This is a genomic window from Rhodococcus rhodochrous (assembly GCF_900187265.1).
GTDB lineage: Bacteria > Actinomycetota > Actinomycetes > Mycobacteriales > Mycobacteriaceae > Rhodococcus > Rhodococcus rhodochrous.
In genome coordinates this window covers 5,065,943-5,089,078 of sequence record NZ_LT906450.1, presented here as the reverse complement: position 1 = coordinate 5,089,078, position 23,136 = coordinate 5,065,943, and the positions used below count along the sequence as shown (strand labels likewise).

Here is a 23,136-nt window from a genome sequence, read left to right as displayed (position 1 = left end):
GTGATCGATTCGTTCGCCTTCCGCTCTTTGCGTCAGGTGACATGGCTCACGTTCAATGCATGCAGACGCCAGGCGTGACGTTCTTCCGACAACGACATGCAGATTGTTCGTAAGTCGGCCATCCCGCTCGAGTTCTGAAGGGACTCCCAGTGACCACAGGCGAAATCGCGCACGACAAGCCGGCAACCGCCGGCGGACCCGGCGGGCCGGCGACCGGCTCGACACCTCTCGTGACCCCCGGCCGCGCGTGGAGCATGACCGGTCTGGTCATCTTCCTCTACGTCGTCAACTACGCCGACAAGGCCGTCCTCGGCATCATCGCCCAGCCTCTGGCGCGTGAGCTCGGCATGAGCTCCTCCCAGATCGGCCTGGTCGGTTCGCTGTTCTTCGTCACATTCACCGTCGGCGGATTCTTCGCCGGGCCGCTGAACAAGTACTTGACCCTCCGCTGGGCCCTGCTGGCTCTCGGCCTGATCTGGTCGGTGGTGATGCTGCCGCTGGTCGTCAGCGCGAGTTTCACGATGCTGGTGGTCACTCGCATGCTGCTCGGTCTCGCCGAAGGACCGAGCTCGGCTCTCATGCACACCGCCGCGTACTCGTGGCACCCGCCGGCCAAGCGCGGTCTGCCCGGCGCATTCCTGGCCGGTTCCGCCTCGGTCGCCAAGATCGCCCTCGCTCCCGTCCTGACCTTCATCACCGTCGAGTGGGGCTGGCGTGCCGCGCTGATCTCGCTGTCGATCCTCGGTGCGGTCTGGATGGGCTTCTGGCTCCTCGGCTGGAAGGAAGGCCCCTACACGACCAAGGCGGTCAAGGGCGCCGAAACCTCCGCTTCCGCCGCGCAGACCGAGCCGTCCGTGCCGTGGCGCAAGATCTTCCTCACCCGCACGTTCGTCAGCTGCGCGATCCTGATCATGGTCGTCTACGCGCTCACCACCGTCGTCCTGACCTGGCTGCCGTCCTACTTCGAGGTCGGCCTCGGCTACAGCGCCCTGCAGGCCGGCTCGATGTTCGCCCTGCCGTCCATCATCGGCCTGTTCCTCATGATCAGCTCGGGTACGGTCACCGACCGTCTCAGCGCCAAGGGTTACCGTTCGCGGGTCGTCCGCATCATCGTGCCCGCCGTCGGCGTGCTCATCTGCGGTGCCATCCTGGTCTTCCTCCCGTCCATCGGTACGCCGGCCCTCGCCGTCGCGGTCGTCTCCATCGGCTACGGCTTCGGTGCCATCGCGTTCCCGCTGATCAACGCCGCGATCTCCGAGCTGTGCCCGCCGCAGCAGACCGCCGGCACGATGGGTGTCTTCCTCGCCCTGATGGCCGTCGGCGGCCTCGTCGCCCCCTACGGCACGGGTGTCCTCGTCGACAACGCCGCCACTGCGGCGGAGGGCTACGCAACGGCCTTCCAGGTCATCGGCGCACTCGGTGCGCTCGCCGCGATCCTGGTCCTGTTCCTGGCGAACCCGGAACGCGACCGCAAGATCATCCGGGCTGCGGCCTGACCAGTTCGGCATAGCTTCCGCCTAACGGACGCTTCCGCCGAAAGACTTTCCCCTACCGGCCGGGTGCATGGTCTCCTCGAATGTGAGGACCACCACCCGGCCGGTCGTCGTTTCCCACCACGGTTGCCCGGCAACCGTGTCCCGCAACAGCAAAGGACCGATTCGCATGCGCGATGCCGTGATCGTCGACGCCGTCCGTTCCCCCATCGGACGTCGCGGTGGTGCACTGTCCGAGATCCATCCCGTCAACCTGTCCGCACACGTGCTGACCGTACTGGCCGAGCGGACCGGCCTCGATCCCGCCACGATCGACGACGTCCAGTGGGGTTGCGTGAGCCAGGTCGGCGACCAGGCCGGAATCGTCTCGCGCAGCGCCGTGTTCGCGGCCGGATGGCCGGTCACCGTGCCCGCCACCACCATCAACCGGGCGTGCGGATCGAGCCAGCAGGCCGTGTCCTTCGCTGCCGCGACCGTCATCTCCGGTCAGAACGACGTCGTGATCGCCGGTGGTGTCGAGTCCATGAGCCGCGTGCCGATGGGCAGCTCCAGCAAGGACGGTCAGCACTTCCCACAGAACGTGCTCGACCGCTTCGAGGTCGGAGGCTTCAGCCAGGGCATCGGCGCCGAGATGATCGCCGAGAAGTGGGGCTTCTCCCGCACGCAGCTCGACGAATTCTCGTTGCGCTCGCACGAACTGTCCGCGGCCGCCACCGACGCGGGCGCGTTCACCGGTCAGATCGCCCCGGTCGGCGACTTCGCCACCGACGAGGGCATCCGCCGCGGCGGCACCGTCGAATCGCTCGCCAAGCTCAAGACCGTCTTCAAGGAGGACGGCGTGATCCACGCCGGCAACTCCTCGCAGATCTCCGACGGTGCCGGCGCCCTGCTCATCACCACCAGCGAATACGCTGCGGCACAGGGCTGGACCCCGCTCGCGCGCATCCACACCGCAGTCGTCGCCGCCGCCGACCCGGTCATCATGCTCACCGGCCCGATCCCCGCCACCGAGAAGGCCCTGAAGCGTTCCGGTCTGTCCATCGACGACATCGGCGCCTTCGAGATCAACGAGGCCTTCGCGCCGGTGCCGCTCGCATGGCAGGTCGAGACCGGCGCGAAGCCCGACCGTCTCAACCCGCTCGGCGGCGCGATCGGTGTCGGCCACCCCCTCGGCGGCTCCGGCGCGATTCTCATGACCCGCCTCGTGCACCACATGCGCGACAACGGCATCCGCTACGGTCTGCAGTCGATGTGCGAGGCCGGCGGCATGGCCAACGCCACCATCCTCGAACTTCTCTGAGCCGAAGGCTCTCCAAGATCCACTGATCCCACTTCATTACTCGAACTGCTACGAATTCGAAGGAAACACTATGGAACTCAAGGGTCTGTCCGTCGCCGTCACCGGTGGCGCGTCCGGTCTCGGTCTCGCCACGGCACGTCGCGTCCTGGCGGCCGGCGGCAACGTCACCCTCATCGACCTGCCCAACTCGAACGGTGAGGAGATCGCGAAGGATCTCGGCGACGGTGCTGTCTTCGCTCCCGGCGACGTGACCGATGCGGAGCAGTTCGCGGCGGCTCTCGACGTCGCGCACGAGCGCGGCGGCCTGCGCGGTGTCGTGCACTGCGCCGGCGCCGGACGCAAGATGCGTGTCCTCGACAAGGAGGGCAAGGCCGGTTCGCTCGAGGACTTCGAGTTCGTGATCCGTCTCAACCTCATCGGCTCGTTCAACGCGCTGCGCCTCGGTGCCGAGCGCATGGCCGAACTCGATCTCATCGAGGACGAGCGTGGCGCCGTGGTCATGACGGCCTCCGTCGCGGCCTTCGAGGGCCAGATCGGCCAGATCAACTACTCGGCGTCCAAGGCCGGCATCGTCGGAATGACGATCGTCGCCGCACGCGACCTCGCCAGCAAGGGCATCCGCGTCAACACCATTGCCCCCGGCATCATGGACACCCCGCTGCTCGCCCGCCTGCGCGAGGACGTCCGCAAGTCGCTCGAGGCGACCGTGCCCAACCCGTCGCGCCTCGGCCGCCCCGACGAGTTCGGTCAGCTGGCCACGAACATCCTCGAGAACGGCTACATCAACGGTGAGACGATCCGTCTCGACGGTGCCATCCGTATGGCACCGCGTTGAGCCGGGCGTCGACCATGACCTCGGCTTCCGACCTCGCACAGCGCAGGCTGTCGTACCCGGCGACGACGATGGCGGTGTGGGCACCGAGCCTCGCCGCCGTCTACGGCGACCGGCCGGCGGTGATCGACGACGACCGGGTGCTCACCTACAACGACCTCGACGCACGTTCGGCGCAGTTCGCCGGCGTGCTGCACGAGGCCGGGGTGCGGGCCCGCGACGTAGTGCTCCTGCACCTCGGTAACTGCGTCGAGTTCCACATCGCCTACTACGGTGCGCTCCGCGTCGGAGCGGCGGTCACGCTCGTGAATCCGCTGCAGCCCGAACCGGGTCTGCGCCGGCAGATCGAGGAGACCTCCGCGGCCGCGGCGGTCACCGGTTCCGCGCAGTCCGAGACGCTGTTCCGGGCCGCGGACGGAACGAGCGTCCGGTTGATCGCGGTCGTCTCCGACGAGGCGGTCACCGCACCGGGCGCCGTGCACTTCGGTGATGCGCTCGAAGGGCGTCCGCAGACCTTCGAACCGGTCGTCACCGGCCCGGACGACGTCGCGCACATCGCGTACACCGGTGGCACGACCGGCATTTCGAAGGGCGTCCGGGTACTGCACCGCAACGTCGTCGGCAACGTCACGCAGATGTGCGCGTGGCGCGCGGGGCACCAGCTGGTCGCCGACGTCGACGGGCGGATCTCGCTCGAGCCGATCGACGACCTGAAGATCGCCGGTGCGGTCCCGGGCCAGGGTTCGACGATCGTGGTGTCGCCGCTGTTCCACGCGCACGCGCTGATCAACACGTCGTTCCTGCTCGCGTGCGGCCTGACCCAGGTCCTCGCGGGTCGCTTCGATCCGGCTCGCATGCTCGAACTGATCGAGCGGTACGAGGCCAGCTACATCACCGGCAGCCCGGCGATGTGGCATGCTCTCGCCACGCATCCCGACGTCGAGACCCGCGACCTGTCCACTGTGCGGGTCGTCTCGTCCGGTGCCGCACCGATCGACCATGTGACCCTCGAGAACCTCGAGCGCGCCTTCCCCAACGCGCGCATCGCGGAGGGCTACGGGCTCACCGAGGGCACCTGTGTCGTCACGGCCATGCCGCTCGTCGTCGACTCGGAGTACCGCCTCGGCAGCGTCGGCCTTCCGGTCTTCGACACCGAACTCGAGATCCGGTCGCAGCTCGATCCGGGCGTCGTCCTCCCCGACGGGGAGCGCGGCGAACTGTGGATCCGCGGACCGCAGGTCACCGACGGATATCTCGGACACCCCGAGATCACTGCCGAGCAGTACGTCGACGGCTGGCTCGCCACCGGCGACATCGCCTACCGCGATGCCGACGGATTCGTGTACATCGCCGACCGGGCGAAGGACATGTTGATCTACAAGGGCTACAACGTGTATCCGCGTGAGCTCGAGGAGATCCTGGTGACCCATCCGAAGGTGTCCACCGCGGCGGTCGTCGGCCGGGAGGCGGGCGCGATCGGTCAGGAGCCGGTCGCCTTCGTCGTCCCCGTCGCCGGCGAGGAGCCCGACGCGGAGGAGCTGAAGGCGTACGTCGCCGAACGGGTCCTGCCGTACAAGAAGATCCGCGACGTGGTGGTGGTCGATGCACTGCCGACCTCCGCCGCGGGCAAGATCCTCAAGACCGATCTGCGATCGCGTCTGACAATCTCCTGACCCGCACACGAGAAACCCCCGGCATCCGATGCCGGGGGTTTCTTCGTATGCGGTGGAAGGCGATTCGAGAGAATCGCTTCGGGCGCGGTTCCGGATGTACCCGTTCCGGAACCGCGCCGCGAAGATCAGGAGTTCTTCTTCTGTTCCTGCTTGACGAGTCCACCGCCGATGATCAGACGCTGGATCTCGCTGGTGCCCTCGTACAGGCGCAGCAGACGCACATCACGGTAGATCCGCTCGACGGCGACCTCACGCATGTAGCCGCTGCCGCCGTGGATCTGCACCGCGAGATCGGCGACCTTGCCGACCATCTCGGTGCAGAACAACTTCGCCACCGACGGCGCGATCCGGCGATCGGTCTCCTCCACCCACGCCTTCGCGGCGTCACGCACCAGGGCGCGGCCGGCCATCACCCCGGTCTGCTGGTCGGCGATCATCGCCTGCACCAACTGGAAGTTACCGATCGGAGTGCCGCCCTGGGTCACCGCGGCCGCATAGGCCACCGATTCGTCGAGCGCACGCTGGGCCTGACCGACCGACAGCGCGGCGATGTGCACGCGACCACGCGCGAGCGAGACCATCGCGGCCTTGTAGCCGACGTCCTCGCTGCCACCGACGAGCGCAGAGTTCGGCACCCGCACCCCGTCGAAGTGCACATCCGCCGTCCAGGCACCCTCCTGGCCCATCTTCGCGTCCTTGTTGCCCACCGTCAGACCCGGGGTGTCGGCGGGAACGAGGAAGACCGCGATGCCGGTACCGTTCTCGTCCGCGGGACGGGTGCGGGCGAAGACGACGAACAGGTTCGCCAACGGCGCATTGGTGATGAAACGCTTCTCACCGGTGATGACCCAGTCGTCACCATCGCGCACGGCCTTGGTGCGCAGACCTGACGGATTCGAGCCCGCACCGGGTTCGGTGAGCGCGAACGAGGCGACGACCTCGCCGGAGGCGATGCCCTCGAGCCACTGCTTCTTCTGCTCGTCGGTGCCGAAGTTCACCAGCACCTGGCCGGCGATGCCGTTGTTGGTACCGAACATCGAGCGCAGCGACAAGGTCGTGTAACCCAGCTCCATCGCCAGTTCCGCGTCCTGCTGCAGGTTCAGGCCGAGACCACCCCACTCCTGCGGGATGGCGTAACCGAACAGACCCATGTCCTTCGCGGCCTGGCGGATGTCCTCGGGAATCGCGTTCGTCTCGGCGATCTCCTGCTCGCGCGGCACGACCACGTTGCGCACGAACGCGCGGGTCTGCGCGAGGATCTCGCGGAAGTCGTCTTCGTCGACCTCGGGGGCCGGGATGGAGAGTGTCATGTCTACAACCTTCGTGCGGCCGCCGGGAGGTGTCCAATACGAATGGCGCCATTCCCGTATAGGCATTGTCGATGGATCGAGGCCGTTCCACGGGCCGGATCGCCGTTATATTCGGAGCATCGACTTGTCTGGGGGCCGTCCCGAGCCCCGCCGAAAGGAATCGTAGATGTCTCTGTTGGAGAACCGCACTGCCGTGATCACCGGTGGCGCTCAGGGAATCGGCTTCGCCATCGCACAGGAGTTCGTCGATGCCGGCGCCCGCGTCGTGATCGGCGACCTCGACCTCGATGCCGCCACCGCCGCCGCCGAGAAGCTCGGTGGCCGCGACGTGGCCCGGGCCGTGCGCGCCAACGTCGTCGAGTCCGCCGACTGGGACACCCTCCTCGCCGAGGCCGTCGACGGTTTCGGTTCGCTCGACGTGGTGGTCAACAACGCCGGTATCACCCGCGACGCGACGATGCGCACGATGACCGAAGAGGACTTCGACCTGGTCATCTCGGTGCACCTCAAGGGCACCTGGCACGGCACCCGCAAGGCCGCCGCGATCATGCGTGAGGCCAAGCGCGGCGCGATCGTCAACATCTCCTCGCTGTCCGGCAAGGTCGGCATGGTCGGCCAGACCAACTACTCCGCCGCCAAGGCAGGCATCGTCGGTCTGACCAAGGCCGCCGCCAAGGAGATGGCGCACCACGGCGTCCGCGTCAACGCGATCCAGCCCGGCCTGATCCGTTCGGCGATGACCGAGGCCATGCCGCAGAAGGCATGGGACCAGAAGATGAGCGAGATCCCCATGGGCCGCCCCGGCGAGGTCGACGAGATCGCCTCCGTCGCACTGTTCCTCGCGTCCGACATGTCCTCCTACATGACCGGCACCGTCCTCGAGGTCACCGGCGGCCGCTTCATGTGACGGTCCACCCGTCACCTCACTCTCTTCCCGAAAGGTCATCATGCGCGAAGTTGTCATCTGCGAGCCGGTCCGTACTCCGATCGGTCGCTACGGCGGAATGTTCAAGTCCCTCACCGCAGTCGATCTCGGTGTCGCGGCACTGAAGGGTCTGCTCGAGCGCACCGGTGTTGCGCCCGAACAGGTTCAGGACGTCATCCTCGGCCACTGCAACGGCAACAGCGAGGCGCCGGCCATCGGTCGCGTCGTCGCGCTCGACGCCGGTCTGCCGATCACGGTGCCCGGCATGCACATCGACCGCCGCTGCGGTTCGGGCCTGCAGGCCGTCATCCAGGCCGCCTTCCAGGTCGGTAACGGTGATCACGATCTCGTCGTCGCCGGTGGTACCGAGTCGATGAGCAACGCGGCGTTCTACTCCACCGACATCCGCTGGGGCGGTGCCCGCACCGGCGTGCAGATGCACGACGGTCTGGTCCGCGCCCGCTCGACCGCCGGGGGCCGCTTCTACCCGGTGCCCGGCGGCATGATCGAGACCGCCGAGAACCTGCGTCGTGAGTACTCGATCTCCCGTGACGAGCAGGACGAGCTCGCCCTGAACTCGCACCTGCGTGCCGTCCACGCCCAGAAGAACGGGATCCTCGCCGAGGAGATCATCCCCGTCACAGTGAGCAGCCGTAAGGGCGACGAGGTCATCGACACCGACGAGCACCCGCGTCCCGACATCAGCCTGGAGACCCTCGCCAAGCTGAAGCCGATCATGGGCAAGCAGGACCCCGAGGCCACCGTCACCGCCGGCAACGCCAGCGGCCAGAACGACGCCGCGTCCATGGCCATCGTCACCACCCCGGAGAAGGCCGCCGAGCTGGGCCTGACCCCGCTGGTGCGGTTCGTCTCGTGGGGCGTCGCGGGTGTCCAGCCCAAGATCATGGGCATCGGCCCCGTGCCGGCCACCGAGGTCGCCCTCGCCAAGGCGGGCATCACCCTCGCCGACGTCGACCTCATCGAGCTCAACGAGGCGTTCGCCGCGCAGGCCCTCGCCGTGACCCGCGAGTGGAAGTTCGGCAAGGCCGACTTCGAGCGCACCAACGTCCACGGCTCCGGCATCTCGCTCGGCCACCCGGTCGGCGCGACCGGCGGACGCATGCTCGCCACCCTCGCCCGCGAGCTGCACCGTCGCGAGGCCCGCTACGGCCTCGAGACCATGTGCATCGGCGGCGGTCAGGGTCTGGCAGCGATCTTCGAGCGCGTCGCGTAAACAGACAGCTCCCGGTTCGGGGAGGTTGTGTCCGGTTTTCTCGAAAAACCCGGACACAGCCTCCCCGAACTTCTTTCGTCGCAGGTGACGGCCTGGGGATAACGTCCGAGCTTGTTCACAACCGGCCTCCATGCGGCGTCCGGACGGGAGTCGCGCCGGGCATGCTCGGCGCGTGATCGACTTCGACGAACCGTTCTCGGGACGCGCGGCACTCGCTGCCGGCGTCGTCACGCGGCACCGACTCGCACGCGACTTCGTCCATCTCCACCGCGACGTCTACATCCGGCGAGGAATACCGGCGACGCCGCTGCTGCGCGCGAAGGCGGCATGGTTGTGGTCGCAGGGCCGCGGCGTACTCGCGGGAGTCTCCGCCGCTGCCGTGCACGGCACCCGGTGGCTCGACCCGGATGCGGCGGCCGAACTCGTCCGCTCCGATCATGTCCGGTCGGTGCCGGGCATCTCGGTCCGCCGCGCGCCGAAGCTCGAAACCTGCGTGGTGGACGGGATGGTCGCGACCACACCGGCGCAGACGGCCTTCGATCTCGCCCGACGAATGCCGCTCGACCGCGCCGTCGAAACGATCGACGCACTCTGCAACGCGACCGGCCTGAAGGTGCGTGAGATCGAGGAACTGACGACGAGGAGCAAGGGCGCACACGGCATCGGTGCCGTGCCGCGGGTGCTCGCCCTCGTCGACGGCGGAGCGGCGTCACCGCCCGAGACCCACACGCGTCTGCTCCTCGTCCGTGCCGGTCTCCCACCGCCGGAAACCCAGATCGAGATCTTCGACGGCGACGAGTTCGTGGCACGAGCCGACATGGGATGGAAACAGTGGCGGGTGCTCGTGGAGTACGACGGCGTGCAGCACTGGACCGACCCCGCGCAGCGGACCCGCGACATCGACCGGTACGCGGTGCTGCCCGAACTGGGGTGGACGGTCATCCGGGTCGGCGCCGACCTCCTCTACCGGCGCCCCGAAGTCTTCGTCGAACGGGTGCGTCGTGCTCTGGGGACAGCCGGTGCGCCCGTCTGAGCCGGATTTCGGGGAGGTTGTGTGCGTGGATTTCGAAGAACGCGAACACAACCTCCCCGAAATTTCGACGGATGCCGCTATTCGGTGCGGAGGAGGTAGAAGCGGAAGAAGCCGAAGTCGTCGATGGGGAGCACGTCGACCTCGGTGAAACCCGCTTCGAGGGCGTAGCGGCGCAGGGTCGCGGGACGCATGACGGTGCCCGTCCCGGCGCTCGGTGTGTGGCTCATGCCGTCGGGGAGACAGATGGAGAGGCTGTAGCCGTACATGAGCCGTTCGACGTCGTCGCCGGGCGCGGTGAAGGTGTCGGCGACCGCTTCGTCCATGACGATCATGAACCCGCCGGGTGCGAGCGAACGGCGTACGGCGGCCAGCACTTCGACCGGTCGGGGCATGTCGTGGACGCACTCGAACGCGAAGGCCGCCTGGAAGTTTCCACCGGGCAGTTCGGACGCGTCGCACTGCGTGAACGTGACGCGTTGCGCCACATCGGCATTCTCCGCGAGGTTCGACCGGGCCATCTCGACCGACGGGGCGTCGATGTCGAAGCCCTGCACCGTCGCATCCGGATAGGTGCGCGCGATCATGATCGTCGACCATCCTCCGCCGCAGCCGATGTCGGCGATCTGCGCGCCCGGCTGCCCGAGCACCCGGTCGACCTCCGGGACCGACCGCAGGGCATCGGGCAGCGCCTTCTCGAACAGCGGCCTGTTCGCGTCGGCCTGCGACTCGCACACGTCGCGGCCGAACTGGCTCCAACTCACTCCGCCGCCGTTCCGGTACGCCTCGAGCAGATCGGGAAGTTGCATCGTCGCGCCGACGATCATCCGGGCGAGCGGCGCCATGTACGCCAGGCTGTGCGGATCGGTGAGTACCTCGCGACCCGCCGCAGACAGAGCGAAGTGCGGGGGATCGCCGTCGACGTCGAGCAGACCGGTCACGGCCTGCTGCTCGAGCCACTCGCGGGTGTACCGCGGGTGGGTGCCGGTGCGTTCGGCCAGTTCGTCGGCCGTCGCAGGTCCGTCGTCGGCGAGGCTTCGGTACCAGCCGAGACGGTCGCCGATCAGGATCGCGAGGGTGTCCATGGTGCCGAGGACGGAGTCGAGGACGCGCTGCGCATAGGCGTCGACGGAGTCGAGATGGGTGGAGGAACTCGTCGAAGTGGACATACGGATCATCTCCCGGGGGCGGAAGTGGACGTCGTCCCCACCATCGTCGCCCCCGGATCCCCGGATGTCACCGTTGCGTCGGGAGTTGCTCCTCCGCGCCGGACTCCTCGGACGACCGCACGAAGTCGACGAAGGCGCGACCGGCCTTCGACAGCGAGGCCGGATCGAACACCAGTCCGTACGACTGCGCGAAGGTCGGCTCGCACGGACGGACCACCGCGACGTCCTGCGCCGACTCGGCGAGCGACCGTTCGACGAACGATCCGCCCAGACCGGCGAGCACCATCGGCAGGCGGGCCTCGCGATGATCGGTGAGCACGGAGATGGGACGGCGCACCTCGGCCTGCCGCATCGCGTAGTCGATCGCGTCGCTCACGGAGCCACCACCGCGCGGCACGAAGACCATCGGGATGTCGGGGAGCTCGGCCAAGGACAGCGGCCCGGGCGGCAGGTCGGTGCCGGGGGGATAGGCGAGCCAGTACTCGGTCTGTCCGAGTTCGATGATCTCGAGCCCCACCTCGTCCTCGACCGGCAGGTGGGTGACGACGAACTCGCAGTGGCCGTCGTGGATGACCGACGCGGTGAACTCCTCCGCACGCAGATCACCGAGCCGCGCGGTGACCTTGGGATGGAGGCGGCGGAACTCGGAGACCAGGTCGACGATCGGGCCGGTCGCCAGGGCGGGGAAGACCATCAGATCCAGGCGACCCGTCACCTCGGTCGTCGACACGGTGAGCAGCTCCTCGACCGCGTTCACATCGCGGAGGATCTGCCGGCTCGGACCGATCAGCGCCTTGCCCGCCGCGGTGAGCACCATGCCGCGCCCGATGCGGTGGAACAGCTGCACGCCCAGCTCGCGCTCGAGGCTGCGCAGCGCCTGGGAGACGGTGGGCTGGGCGACGCCGAGCTCGGCGGCCGCGCCGTTGATGCCGTCGTTCTCCACGACGGCGAGGAAGTACTCGACCTGACGGAACTCCATGTCGTCACGCTTCCCAGGGGGTGCCGGTGGTGGTCGCCACGAATGCGGCGGCAGCGGGGGACAGATCGCCGGGTCGCATCACCAGCCCGACCGGACGACGGAACGGTGGGTCCAGCGGCCGGACGACGGCACCGGGGATCTGTTTCTCAGCGACGCGACGCGGAACGATCGTCCCGGCGGTGCCACGCTCGACGAACTGCCACAGGGCGGCCTGGTTGGCGCAGTCGACGACGACGTTCTGCTCGCCGAGCAGTTCACCGGTGCGCGCGGCACTCGCGCGGGAGCCGAGGTCGAGGACCAGCGGGAAGTCGCGGACCTGCGCCCGGGTGACGGGGTCGGGGACGTCGGCGGCGAGGTCGGGGTGCAGCGCGAGCACCATCTCCTGCTCGAGGACCGGGACGGTGATCATGCCGGCGTGCTCGACCGACAGGTCGGTGATGCCGATCTCCGCCTCGCCGCGACGCAGCGCCGCATGCACTCCGGGAGGTCCTTCCGCGTCGTTCACCCGCACGGTCAGGTTGGGGTAGCGCTGACGGAAGCGCTGGACGAACTCGATGACGGGATGGATCGAGAACGTCGCGAAGGTGACGATCTCGACGCGGCCGGCCTCGAGGTCGCGCACCGCCGCGACCTTCTGTTTCGCCCGCTCGACGTCGGCCAGGATGCGGCGCGCGGCGACCTCGAGGACGCGGCCGTCCTCGGTGAGGGTGAGCCGTCGGCCGGTGCGGTCGAACAGGGTCGTGTCGAGGCGTCGTTCGAGGGTACGGATGGCCTGCGACAACGACGGCTGCGAAATATAAAGTGCCTGAGCGGCTTTCGTGATCCCGCCGTGGTCGACGACGGCCACGAAATAGGTCACGAGGTGCAAGTCCACCCGATTATCGTAGGTGACGCCCCGAATCGCCCCGCACGTAACCGTCAGGAAGGGGTGTCGACCGGGCGCGGCACCCGCCATCCGCCGGTGAACGACGGCTCGCGTTTCTCGACGAAGGCGCGCATCGCATCGGGGGCGTCGGTGGCGTGGTTGACCGCCTGCGAACGGGCCTCGTTCTCGAGTGCCTCGCGGAGTGTGAGCGACGAGCCCTGCTCGAGCATTCGCGCCGACATGCTCACCGCGACCGGCGGGGCGGCGGCGAGACGTGCGGCCAGTTCGGCGGCGCGACCGGCGAGAGCCTCGGGTTCGACGAGCTCGGTCACCAGACCCAAGCCGTACGCTTCCTCGGCGCTCACGATGTCGGCGAGCATGACCAGACGCTTCGCCTGGTGCAATCCCACGAGGCGCGGCAGGATCCACGACCCGCCGAAGTCGACCGACAGTCCGCGCCGCGCGAAGATCTGACTGAACTTCGCGGTGCGGGAGGCGACAACCACGTCGCACAGCAGCGCCATGTTCCATCCGGCGCCCACCGCATACCCCTCGACCTGCGCGATCAGCGGCTTCGAGAACTCCGCGACGGCGAGCGCCGTCGCGTTGATCTCCCGCATGCGGTCGAGGGGATGGGTGGAGTCGCGCCGCTCCATGTCGGCACCGGTGCAGAAGTCGCCACCGGCGCCGGTGAGGATCACGGCGCGGACGGAGTCGTCGTGCTGGAGCGCACCGAACGTCTCACGCAACGACCGCCATGCTTCGACCGTCATCGCGTTCTTGCGCTCCGGTCGGCTCAGCGTGATCGTGGCGACCGAGCCGTCCTGCGCGACCAGCACGTCCGACATTCCTACTCGCCCTTCCAGACCGGTGCGCGCTTCTCGGCGAACGCCCGAGCGCCTTCCTTGGCGTCGGCCGACGCGAAGACCGGGTCGATGAACTTGCGCTGCGCGACGAAGGCGTCGGGGTCGGTGTAGTTGGCGGCCATCGCGACGACCTGCTTGGTGGCCTTGACGGCGAGGGGGCCGTTCGCCGCGACGCGGGCAGCGAGTTCCTTTGCCACGGTGAGTGCTTCACCGGGCTCGGTGACGCGGTTGACCAGGCCGTGCTGGTGGGCGACCTCGGCGGTGAGCGGGTCACCGGTGATGGCCAGCTCCATCGCGAGCGGGTAGGGGAGGATCTTCGGCAGGCGCAGCAGGCCGCCGGCCGCCGCGGCGAGTCCGCGCTTGACCTCGGGGATACCGAACTTCGCTTCGCGCGACGCGACGATCAGGTCGGCGGACAGGGCGAGCTCGCATCCACCGGCCAGGGCCCAGCCCTCGACGGCGGCGATGAGCGGCTTGCTCGGCGGTGCCTCGGTGAGGCCACCGAAACCGCGGCCGGGGATCGACGGGCGCTCCCCGCGTGCGAACGCCTTCAGGTCCATTCCAGCGCAGAACGTTCCGCCGGCACCGGTGAGGATGCCGATGGTCAGGTCGGGGCGTGCCTCGAACTCGTCGATGGCCGCGGCCAGCGCCTCCGAGACCTCCAGGTTCACGGCGTTCTTGGCCTCGGGGCGGTTGAGGGTGAACACCGCGACGCCGTCGGCGAATTCGGTGAGGACAACGCTCATGTCAGTTTTCCTTCGTATGGGTCGGAGCGGAGAGAGTCCAGCGGGCGGGAGTTCCACCGTCGGAACGGATGTCGCCTCGATCGGCGAGAACGAGCAGATGGGCCTGGGTCTCGCGGACGGCGAGTCGCTGCAGCCGGGGATCCATCACGTCGATAGGACGCGACCACGTGACGCGGGTCGTGATCTCCCACGCCGTCGACTCGGGCCGGGACGCGACGGCATCGCGGATCTCGTCGAGACGGACCTCGTGGTGGTCCATGAGTTGGCGTGCGCGTTCGGTGACTCCGCGGAACCGGTACTCGTGGGCGGGCAGCACCTCGCAGTCCGGCAGAGCCGTCGTCGCATGCAGCGACAGCAGGTAGCGGTGCAGCGGGTCGCCCAGTTCGCCGGGGCCCGAGGAGATGTTGGGGCTGATGCGCGGGAGCATGTGGTCGCCGCTGAACAGCAGGTCGCGGTCGCGGTCGACGAAGGCGAGGTGCCCGGGCGTGTGGCCGGGCGTCCACACCGCTTCGATGTTCCACCCGGGCAGATCGAGTCGATCGCCTTGAGCGAGAACGACATCGGCGCTCTCACCCCGGGGGAAGCGGACGAGTTCGAAGCGGGCGGCCTCGACGACCTCGGGCGGCGCACCGAGTCCGGTGAGGTCCACACGCCATGCTTCCTTGTCGGCGGCGACGTCCGCCGGGGTGAAGTGCCCGAGGGCGGCGGCGTCGGCGGCGTGCATCGCGATGACGGCGCCGGTCGTCTCCTTCAGACGGGGTGCCAGGCCGAAATGGTCGGGATGCAGGTGGGTGATCGCCGCGTAGCGCACGTCGGTGATGTGGTGGCCGGTCGAGGCGACACCGGCGACGAGGGTGTCCCACGACTCCTCGGTGTCCATACCGAGATCGATCAGGGCGAGGCCGTCGTCGAGTGCGAGTGCGTACGAGAGTACGTACCGCAGTGGGTTATTCGGCATCGGGACCGGGATCGACCACAGTCCCGGACGCACTTCTTCGACGGGCGGCAGTACTCCGGCGGCCCATGCTTCGCGCTGGACGGTGCCGAGGTCCTCGGTGACGATCATGGTGTCGTTCCCTCCTGCACGGGAGCGAACTCGTTGCGCAGTGTGCGCTTGAGGATCTTTCCGCTCGCGTTGCGGGGCAGTTCGTCGACGAAGTGGATGTGCCGGGGCTTCTTGTAGGACGCGAGTCGCTCCACCGTGAACTGGAGGAGTTCGTCCTCGGTCGGGCGGGATGCGCCCGGCGCGACCCGCACGACGGCGGTGACGGCCTCGCCCCAACGGTCGTCGGGCACACCGACGACGGCGACCTCGGCGACGGCCGGGTGTTCGGACAGGACGGATTCGACCTCGATGGGGTAGACGTTCTCGCCACCCGAGATGATCATGTCCTTCACGCGATCGGTGACGAAGAGATAGCCGTCGGAGTCGATGTGTCCGGCGTCGCCGGTGCGCAGGAAACCGTCGGCCGTGAACAGGGCCGCGTTCTCGGCGTCGCGACGCCAGTAACCCGACGTGTTGTTCCGCGACCGGCAGACGATCTCGCCGGTCTGCCCGCCGGGAAGCGGTTCGCCCGTGGCGATGTCGCGGATCTCGACCTCGACGCCGGGCAGCGGTGAACCGGCCGAACGCAGCAGGTACGAACGGGATCCGTGCGGATCGTGGTCGTCGGCGCGCAGGGCGGTGAGGGCACCCATCGTCTCGGTCATGCCGTAGCGCTGCACGAAACGGCAGCCGAGGGTGTCCATGGCGCGGGCGAGCTGGGTGGGCGTGATGGGGGAGGCGCCGTAGGCCACCAGGCGGAGCGTCGACAGGTCGTAGTCCGACAGGTCGGGCATCTCGACGAGCATGGTGATCACCGACGGCACGAGGAAGGCGTGGGTGATGCCGTGCTCGGAGATGGCTGCCGCCACGAGGTTCGGGCGCATCTCGCCGAGCAGCACCAGGTGCAGTCCCGCCGACAGGGTCGTGCTCATCCAGCCGGCGCCGGCGATGTGGAACAGGGGAAGCGCGTCGAGGGACACCGAGTCCTCGGTGAACTCGTACAGCGCGAAGTTCCGCGGTTCGTTGAACAGGTTGTGATGCGTCGCCACAACACCTTTGGGGCGTCCGGTGGTGCCCGAGGTGTAGAGCTGCAGCACCTCGGTCCGCGGGTCGTCGCCGAAGCCGGGGTCGATGTCGTCACCGGAGGCGACGAGATCGTCCCACGAGCGTGCGCCGGGAACGGTGGAGGCGTCGCCGACCACAACGATCTGCGCGTCGGGCAGGACTGCGGCCGCAGCGCGGGCGGATGCGGCGAACTCGTCCTCGACGATCAGGACGTCGAGCTGCGCGTCGTCGGCGATGTCGGCGATCTCGCCCGGATTCAGACGCCAGTTGAGCGGGGTGAAGACCAACCCGGCCTTGGCGCAGCCGACGAACGAGGCCGCACCGGGCAGGCCCATGCGCAGCAGCGCGCCGATGCGCTTGGACGTCGCCGGAACGGTCGCGAGTGCCGAGGCGACCCGGTTGGTGAGCGCGTCGAACTCGGAGTAGGTGAGTGTCGTTCCGCCGGAGCTGACCGCCGCACGATCCGGATGTTCGACTGCCAACTGCCGGATTCGGTTGGGAAGGTGCAACTCGCTCACATCACGCTCCTGATCGACACGGCCGGCGCGCGGACATGCCGTCCACGCCGGTCCAGTCGATCACGACCGTGACTGCTGCCACAAAGACCTGCAGCCGTACGAAACGTTAGGATAAACCTATGGGCGCACATCGAGACCGACGTCGTGTGCGAAATCCTCGCCGGATCTCGCACACGACGTCGGTCTCGATGCGATCGATCAGTCGATCTGCAGTTCACCCATCCGGCCCCACTCGGTGCCCGGAATCTCCGTGTTGAGGATGCGCGGGGTCTCGACCAGCGCCGGCCGCATCGCGTCGAGTCCCTTGCGGAAGTGATCGGACTCCACATGCTCGGCTCCGGCGTCCCCGTCGCGGAACGCCTCGACGAGAACGAACTCGGACGGATCGTCCACGCTGCGCGACCAGTCGAACCACAGGTTCCCCGGTTCGCTGCGAGTCGCCTCGGTGAACTCCGCGGTGGTCTCGAGCCAGTTGTTCTGATACTCGGGCTTCACCTTGAAACGGACCACGATGAAGATCATCTTGCCTCCGGTCGGTAGATGTTCGGGGACGGATCGTGCCTTCGTCGAACATATCGCCGTACTCACCGGTGAGGGCGTCGAATCCGTGACCGAGCGGCAGACCTCCACGAGGCGGCCACGACACATCAGCGACGTTCCGTCAGCCGCTCGTAGGATGCCCGCCACACCCATTCGACCGGTCCCTGACGGAATCGGCCGAGCCACCAACGGGATCCGACGACCATCACCGCTCCCACGGTGATGTACACGGCGATCGTGAACGGGACCCGCATGTCGGGGTCCACGGCCTTCGCCAGGCCGAGTCCCCAGTCGTAGCAGAGCACCGACGCGACGATGTTCTGCAGGATGTAGCAGCTCAGGGCGGTGCGCCCGATGCGTTCACAGGCAGTGCCGACCGTGCCGGTCGTGGACCTGTCGATGTAGAAGTGGGCGATCCACGCCAACAGTCCGAGGGCGACGAACGGGGCAATGCCGTAGCGCGCTGCGAATACACCTGCGGCACCGCCGAACAGACCCACGGCGAGGTCGAGCGGTGCTGCGATCGCCCCGATCACCATGAGCCGTCGGCGCAGCACCGCGCCTCTGCTGTCGAACAGACCGGCCGAATACAGGGCGGCGCCGGTCAGGAACAGCGCGACCGTCATCGGGATCACGAAGATCACCTCGGCGCGGAACGCCGCGGCGTTGTCCACGCGGAAGACGACCATGTCCCACCAGGTGGCGGTGGTCAGCTCGGGGGTCTCCGGATTCGACGGTGAACCGGCGAGTGCCACGACGAGCGCGGTCACGGCCAGCGCGTGCACGGCGACGGCGGTCCCCGCGACCCACAGCCGCACACGACGGGAGGAGATCACCAGTCCGCACACGATCATGGATGTCAGCGCGTATCCCATGAGGATGTCGAACTCGGCGACGAGCAGGTAGTGCGCGAGCCCGTCGACGAGGAGCAGGGCGGCGCGTACCCGGTAACCGCCGGGCCACGGCCGCCCCGCTCGCTGCGCGGACGCCGCCTGCACGGCCAGGCCGATCCCGAACATCAGGGTGAGCAATGCGAGGAACTTTCCCTGCGCGAGTTGCATGAGGATGCGTTGAGGCCACGGATCGGTGCCGATCGAGTCGAGATAGCCGACGAAGCCGGCGGGGTCGGTGAAGATCCAGACATTGGCGGCGAACGTGCCGAGGATGGCGATCCCCCGGGCCACGTCGAGTGCGAGGATGCGTTGCTGTCGCGTGGTCGAACCGGTGACCGTCATGATTCTCACCATGCGACGCGGAGGGTGCGGTGCGCGTCGGCCGACCGGGGGATCACGGGTCCTCCATGCGGGTGACCCGGGGTTCGGTGCTCTCCCCGAGAACAGACATCGGCCAGGAGAACAGAGCAAGAACTGTCGGGTCCTGCCAGTGCCGATGATGTGAGCATGGAGTCATGCACGAAACCCCTGCCGAACTCGCCGAACTCCAGGAGCTCCTCGACACGTCGCTGTCCCGGTCCACATCCCACCTGAGGTCGATCGTCGACGCGTCGCGGACCCTCACAGCCGAGCAACTCGTCCAGGTGCTCACGGGCATGTGCGTCCTCTCGCTGGCGACGGTCACCGCCGGCGGAGAACCGCGCATCAGCGGTGTGGACGGACACTTCCTGCACGGCAAGTGGTATTTCGGCACGGCCCCCACCGCCGCCAAGGCCCGGCATCTCGCCGCCCGTCCCGCGGTCAGCACGGCGCACATGCGCGGGGAGGATCTCGGAGTGTTCACGCACGGGCGCGTGGAGATCCTCAACCCGCGCGGGGGTGAGCCGGCCGACGACTGGCCCGAACTGCTCGCCTACCTACAGTCGTTCTACGGAGGGGACGCCTTCGACTGGGACGAGGAGGTCGTCTACTACCGACTGGATCCGCACTGGATGACCGTGTACGCACCCGATGTCACGACACTCGTCGATCGGAGCTGACCTCGTCGTCCGAGGGGACGATCACTCCGGAAGCGAGCTCCCGCCCAGCGCGCCGCGCAGGTGCTCGGTCTCGGCGGGCAGGCTGTCGGGAACGAACGTCCATCGGCCTCCCGTCCACGGGTCGGCCAGTTCCCCATCGACGGGGAGCTTCTGCGCCTCGTCCCACAGGATCTGCGCGACCCGATCGTCCGGCGGATCTCCCGCGAGGACGACCGAGACCCGGCCGGCACTGCCGGCACGCGCGATCCGGACGATTTCGAGCAGGTCGTCATGGTCGTAGCCGTAGGGGAAACCGGCGAGGACCAGCAACACGGGTGACGCGGTGTCCGCGTCGACCTGCCGGGCGAGCGCGTCGAGCTCCGCCGCGTCGGCCAGCCCCCGGAGTTTGGCGGGGACCTGCGACCGCTCGTGGACGGGCGGTCCGGCGAGTCGCGCTGCGGTGAGGGGCTCGAGTGCGGGTAGCGTCCGCCCGGGATCGACGAGGTGCAGCAGTGTGTCGGGCCGGGCCGTGAGCAGCCGCACGACCACGGACGACACGACGGGACCGAGTTCGGCCGGATCGCCGTCGATCCACAACGGTCGCGTGAGCGGCGTCGGCAGACACACGGGGATGCGCAGCGGCCCCAGATCGGGCGCTGTCACCTCACCCACCCGCACGCCGTCGCTCGGCAGGTGCAGATACATCCAGGCCGGGGAGATCCAGGACGCGAGTGCGGGCGGCAACGTCGCGTCGACGGTGAGCAGCTCGGCGGCGAGCACGGCACTGTCGTCGCGGTAGCGGGCCTCGGCGACACCGACGAGCTCGTCGTAGCGTTGCTGCGCACGTGCCCGGGCACGATCGGCCTCGGGACCCATACGGCGGGCGCGGTCGGCCACCGCTGCCGAGAGTTCGTCGTCGAAGCGGTGTTGCGCGAACTCCACGCTCGACGTGTACGCGGCGGCCGATCGGGCGGCGTCCTCGAAGATCCGCCACAGCACTTCGAGAGGGGACAGCCCGATGACCGGGCCGGGCCCGGGGGCGGCTACCTCCTCCGCGTCGGAGGGGGACTCGACGTCCACTCCGTGCGCGGTGAACATCTCGGCGAGTCCACCGGCATATCCCTGGCCGAGGGCGCGGATCTTCCATTCGCCGTGGCGACGGTAGAGCTCCCAGCACAGCACCGCCGTCTCGGTACCGACCACCGGTTCCACGTGAAACGACGCGAGGACGGTGCCCGCCGCGTCGGACAGCGAGGTCGACACCGCTGCGGGTCGCTCGCAACCCACCGCGCACAGCACGCGTGCGCCGGGACGGACCGCGTCGACGTCGACGACGATCATCGCACCCTCGAGCCGAACGCCTGCCGTCGCCGGTTGGTTGTAGAACACGACGTCGTCGGAGGACGTCACCTGCAGACCGTCGTCCACGACGAACACGCACACGTCCAGCGGGACGGATGCGGTCGCCGTGAAACGGACGGCGCGGGTCGGCAGCGGGGCGTTGCGTCCCGCTGTGAAGCGTTCGTCCACCGGTCAGACGGCCAGGAACCGGCCCAGTTGCGGCGCGGCCTCACCGGGATGCTTCGCCTGCATGCCCTCGCCGATGGCCTGAAGCTTCCATTCGCTGCCCTGGCGGTAGACCTTCGCCATGACCATGCCCGTGAACGGCATGCCGCCCTGCAGCGTGTAGCGGGCGAGTTCGGCATCGATCGTCCCGTCGACGAGGCGGCAGAACGCGTTCTGCACCTGCTCGAAGGTGTGGCCCTTGTAGGAGGTCACGATGAACATCACCGTCGTGACATGGGCGGGGACACGCGTGAGGTCGACGAGCATCACCTCGTCGTCGCCCTCACCGGCACCGGTGAGGTTGTCGCCCTGATGCTGGATCGAGCCGTCCTTGGACTGCAGCTGGCCGTAGTACACGACGTCGGCGATCTGGTTGTCGGCGAACATCACGGCCGAGGCGTCGAGGTCGATGTCGGCGGAACGATTGCCGAACAGGCCGCGCTTCTCCACCGGGTCCCAGCCGAGCCCCATGCGCAGGAAGGTCAGCGCGACGCCGCCGTCCTTGCGGAGGGTGACCTTCTGACCCTTCACCAGGCTCACCGGCCGGCTCTTCGTGAGGCTGACCTCCGCCGGCTGTGCCGGTGAGGCGGGCTGTGCAGGATATGCCGGAGGCGGAGTCTGCTGTACGGGCGGAGCCGGAGCGGGCGTGGGAGCGTCGGGCTGCGGTGCGGCAGCAGGCTGGGCCGGCGCGTCGTCGACGCTGACACCGTGGTCGGTCACCAGTGCCGCGAATCCGCCCGCATATCCCTGGCCCACGGCACGGACCTTCCACGCGCCCTGGCGCCGGTACAGCTCCAGCGCGATCACGATGGATTCGGTGCTCAGTCCGTCGATCCGATACTCGTACAACACCGTTCCCGCACTGTCGGACACGCGCGCGGTGGGCGGTGCGAACCGGCCGAAGTTGCTCGACGCGTCGTCGAGGGTGATCACGGCGCGCACCTGATCGATGTCGGCGGGAACCTGCGCGAGCGACACGGCGAGCGAGGCCGCCTGCCCGGGCGCACCGGGAACGAGACGCACGCCCGGCCCGGTGGGCTGGTTGAAGAACACGAAGTCGGCGTCGGAGCGCACTTTGCCGTCGGCCTTGACGAGCAGTGCGGACAGATCGGCGGGCGTGGTCAGCTCGAGCGAGACGACGACGTCGGACGCGGTGAGCGGTCCGTTCTGACCCTTGGAGAGCGGAGTCGGCAAGAGATGTGTCCTCACTGTGTCGGTGACCGGGCGCCTTCTACTCTACGAAGCGACCGGAAGACGAGCGGATCGGGCGAACCAGGTGAGGATCTCCTCCCCGGCCGTGACGCCCGCGGTGTCGGTCACCGAGACGGTCGGGTGGCGCCAGTCCATCAGTTCGAGTTCGCCGTGACGAGGCCGGATCGCGGCGTCGGCGGCCTTCAGCATCTCCGCGTCGAGCGCACCGTCACCGGCAGCGAAGACGAGGGCGTCGTCCGCGAGGACTCCGCGGTCGCGGAGCCGTCGGTGCACCTCGGCCACCGCGCGGCTCTTGCACACGCTGTTCGGCATCGTGTAGATCTTCCGGCCCTGCTGCGACGCGTTCCAGCCGCGCGTCGAACACCACTCGTGCCAGTCGTCGAGGAATCCCGACGGTTGGGCTGCGACGTCGACGACGAGATAGCAGAACAGTTCGTCGGCGATACGGAACTTCGACACCCAGTCCTCGGAGATGCGACGGCGCAGTTCGGTCGTCACCTCGTCGAGGCTTGCCCCGCCCTCGCGTACCGCGCGGTCGACGTTGCGGCGCCACTCCGGATCGATCCGGCCGTTCTCGATGATCGACCCTCCGTTGCTCGTGATCGCGTAGTGCCACGGACCGCCGGGCAGTTCGATGCGGCGGAACTGTTCGGGTGTACGCGTGGTGGTCGGCACCATCGCCACCTTGTCGGCGAGGGTGCGAAGTCGTTGTGCCGCAGTGTCGGTGACGTACGACAGCGGTGCGCCCTCGTAGTACTCGACGCACAGCAGGTCCTGCGTGTCGAACTGGTCGCCGGTCATTGCGGCGCGCGAATAGATGAGGGTGCGGTCGAGATCGGTGGCGACCAGTGCGGGG

The 23,136-nt window shown here is 68.3% G+C and carries 21 protein-coding genes; 8 read left to right on the top strand and 13 right to left on the bottom strand.

The window, feature by feature from the left end; translation table 11 throughout:
* The first annotated feature begins 149 nt into the window (after nucleotides 1-149).
* The 4 genes from CKW34_RS23325 (at nucleotide 150) to CKW34_RS23310 (ending at nucleotide 5,298) form a co-directional block, all read left to right on the top strand.
* A complete protein-coding gene (locus tag CKW34_RS23325) occupies nucleotides 150-1,496 on the top strand; it encodes an MFS transporter (RefSeq protein WP_059384412.1) in 1,347 nt (448 codons plus the stop codon).
* Between the two features lie 166 nt (nucleotides 1,497-1,662).
* The gene (locus CKW34_RS23320; RefSeq protein WP_059384413.1) at nucleotides 1,663-2,793 is read left to right on the top strand and encodes a thiolase family protein; all 1,131 of its coding nucleotides are present in this window, start codon (nucleotides 1,663-1,665) and stop codon (nucleotides 2,791-2,793) included.
* A gap of 70 nt (nucleotides 2,794-2,863) precedes the next feature.
* On the top strand, nucleotides 2,864-3,628 hold the full coding sequence (locus tag CKW34_RS23315; RefSeq protein ID WP_059384414.1) for an SDR family NAD(P)-dependent oxidoreductase: 765 nt from the start codon (nucleotides 2,864-2,866) through the stop codon (nucleotides 3,626-3,628).
* A 14-nt stretch (nucleotides 3,629-3,642) separates the two neighbouring features.
* The gene (locus CKW34_RS23310) at nucleotides 3,643-5,298 is read left to right on the top strand and encodes a class I adenylate-forming enzyme family protein (protein WP_059384415.1); all 1,656 of its coding nucleotides are present in this window, start codon (nucleotides 3,643-3,645) and stop codon (nucleotides 5,296-5,298) included.
* Between the two features lie 125 nt (nucleotides 5,299-5,423).
* Here CKW34_RS23310 and CKW34_RS23305 read toward each other — a convergent pair whose 3' ends face one another.
* Complete coding sequence (locus CKW34_RS23305) at nucleotides 5,424-6,608, bottom strand: acyl-CoA dehydrogenase family protein (RefSeq protein ID WP_059384416.1); 1,185 nt, start codon at nucleotides 6,606-6,608, stop codon at nucleotides 5,424-5,426.
* A gap of 166 nt (nucleotides 6,609-6,774) precedes the next feature.
* Between CKW34_RS23305 and fabG the strand changes: the two genes are divergently transcribed.
* The 3 genes from fabG (at nucleotide 6,775) to CKW34_RS23290 (ending at nucleotide 9,800) form a co-directional block, all read left to right on the top strand.
* The gene (gene fabG / locus CKW34_RS23300; protein WP_059384417.1) at nucleotides 6,775-7,515 is read left to right on the top strand and encodes a 3-oxoacyl-ACP reductase FabG; all 741 of its coding nucleotides are present in this window, start codon (nucleotides 6,775-6,777) and stop codon (nucleotides 7,513-7,515) included.
* Between the two features lie 40 nt (nucleotides 7,516-7,555).
* Nucleotides 7,556-8,767, top strand: a complete 1,212-nt coding sequence (locus tag CKW34_RS23295; RefSeq protein ID WP_016695802.1) for an acetyl-CoA C-acetyltransferase — start codon at nucleotides 7,556-7,558, stop codon at nucleotides 8,765-8,767.
* Nucleotides 8,768-8,939: 172 nt separating this feature from the next.
* The gene (locus CKW34_RS23290; RefSeq protein ID WP_059384418.1) at nucleotides 8,940-9,800 is read left to right on the top strand and encodes an endonuclease domain-containing protein; all 861 of its coding nucleotides are present in this window, start codon (nucleotides 8,940-8,942) and stop codon (nucleotides 9,798-9,800) included.
* 77 nt (nucleotides 9,801-9,877) lie between these two features.
* Here the strand turns inward: CKW34_RS23290 and CKW34_RS23285 are convergent, their stop codons facing one another.
* The 9 genes from CKW34_RS23285 to CKW34_RS23245 all read right to left on the bottom strand — a co-directional run bounded on the left by CKW34_RS23285 (nucleotide 9,878) and on the right by CKW34_RS23245 (nucleotide 18,837).
* Nucleotides 9,878-10,975, bottom strand: coding sequence for a class I SAM-dependent methyltransferase (locus CKW34_RS23285; RefSeq protein WP_059384419.1), 1,098 nt, complete (start codon nucleotides 10,973-10,975; stop codon nucleotides 9,878-9,880).
* 58 nt (nucleotides 10,976-11,033) lie between these two features.
* Nucleotides 11,034-11,945 carry a LysR family transcriptional regulator gene (locus CKW34_RS23280; RefSeq protein WP_059384420.1) on the bottom strand — a complete coding sequence of 304 codons (912 nt, stop codon included), beginning with the start codon at nucleotides 11,943-11,945 and terminating at the stop codon, nucleotides 11,034-11,036.
* A gap of 4 nt (nucleotides 11,946-11,949) precedes the next feature.
* Nucleotides 11,950-12,819, bottom strand: coding sequence for a LysR family transcriptional regulator (locus tag CKW34_RS23275; RefSeq protein WP_016695798.1), 870 nt, complete (start codon nucleotides 12,817-12,819; stop codon nucleotides 11,950-11,952).
* Nucleotides 12,820-12,863: 44 nt separating this feature from the next.
* Nucleotides 12,864-13,658: an enoyl-CoA hydratase/isomerase family protein gene (locus CKW34_RS23270; RefSeq protein ID WP_059384421.1), complete on the bottom strand. Its 795-nt coding sequence runs from the start codon at nucleotides 13,656-13,658 to the stop codon at nucleotides 12,864-12,866.
* Between the two features lie 2 nt (nucleotides 13,659-13,660).
* Entirely contained in the window at nucleotides 13,661-14,422 is a 762-nt protein-coding gene (locus CKW34_RS23265; RefSeq protein WP_006550723.1) for a crotonase/enoyl-CoA hydratase family protein, read from the bottom strand.
* A 1-nt stretch (nucleotide 14,423) separates the two neighbouring features.
* Nucleotides 14,424-15,488: an MBL fold metallo-hydrolase gene (locus tag CKW34_RS23260; protein WP_059384422.1), complete on the bottom strand. Its 1,065-nt coding sequence runs from the start codon at nucleotides 15,486-15,488 to the stop codon at nucleotides 14,424-14,426.
* The gene (locus CKW34_RS23255; RefSeq protein ID WP_059384423.1) at nucleotides 15,485-17,050 is read right to left on the bottom strand and encodes a long-chain-fatty-acid--CoA ligase; all 1,566 of its coding nucleotides are present in this window, start codon (nucleotides 17,048-17,050) and stop codon (nucleotides 15,485-15,487) included. Before CKW34_RS23255 ends, CKW34_RS23260 begins: the two co-directional genes overlap by 4 nt.
* 198 nt (nucleotides 17,051-17,248) lie before the next feature.
* Nucleotides 17,249-17,572, bottom strand: a complete 324-nt coding sequence (locus CKW34_RS23250; protein WP_059384424.1) for a putative quinol monooxygenase — start codon at nucleotides 17,570-17,572, stop codon at nucleotides 17,249-17,251.
* A 125-nt stretch (nucleotides 17,573-17,697) separates the two neighbouring features.
* Complete coding sequence (locus CKW34_RS23245; RefSeq protein ID WP_059384425.1) at nucleotides 17,698-18,837, bottom strand: DUF418 domain-containing protein; 1,140 nt, start codon at nucleotides 18,835-18,837, stop codon at nucleotides 17,698-17,700.
* Nucleotides 18,838-18,998: 161 nt separating this feature from the next.
* Here CKW34_RS23245 and CKW34_RS23240 point away from each other — a divergent pair, with 161 nt between their 5' ends.
* On the top strand, nucleotides 18,999-19,523 hold the full coding sequence (locus tag CKW34_RS23240) for a pyridoxamine 5'-phosphate oxidase family protein (protein WP_059384426.1): 525 nt from the start codon (nucleotides 18,999-19,001) through the stop codon (nucleotides 19,521-19,523).
* A gap of 21 nt (nucleotides 19,524-19,544) precedes the next feature.
* Here the strand turns inward: CKW34_RS23240 and CKW34_RS24830 are convergent, their stop codons facing one another.
* From CKW34_RS24830 to CKW34_RS23225, 3 genes are read right to left on the bottom strand one after another with little or no spacing between them, the layout of a single operon-like run.
* Nucleotides 19,545-21,032: a TerD family protein gene (locus CKW34_RS24830; protein WP_059384427.1), complete on the bottom strand. Its 1,488-nt coding sequence runs from the start codon at nucleotides 21,030-21,032 to the stop codon at nucleotides 19,545-19,547.
* A 3-nt stretch (nucleotides 21,033-21,035) separates the two neighbouring features.
* Nucleotides 21,036-22,262 carry a TerD family protein gene (locus tag CKW34_RS23230; RefSeq protein WP_059384428.1) on the bottom strand — a complete coding sequence of 409 codons (1,227 nt, stop codon included), beginning with the start codon at nucleotides 22,260-22,262 and terminating at the stop codon, nucleotides 21,036-21,038.
* A 42-nt stretch (nucleotides 22,263-22,304) separates the two neighbouring features.
* Complete coding sequence (locus CKW34_RS23225) at nucleotides 22,305-23,081, bottom strand: HAD family hydrolase (RefSeq protein WP_059384444.1); 777 nt, start codon at nucleotides 23,079-23,081, stop codon at nucleotides 22,305-22,307.
* Nucleotides 23,082-23,136: the final 55 nt, after the last annotated feature.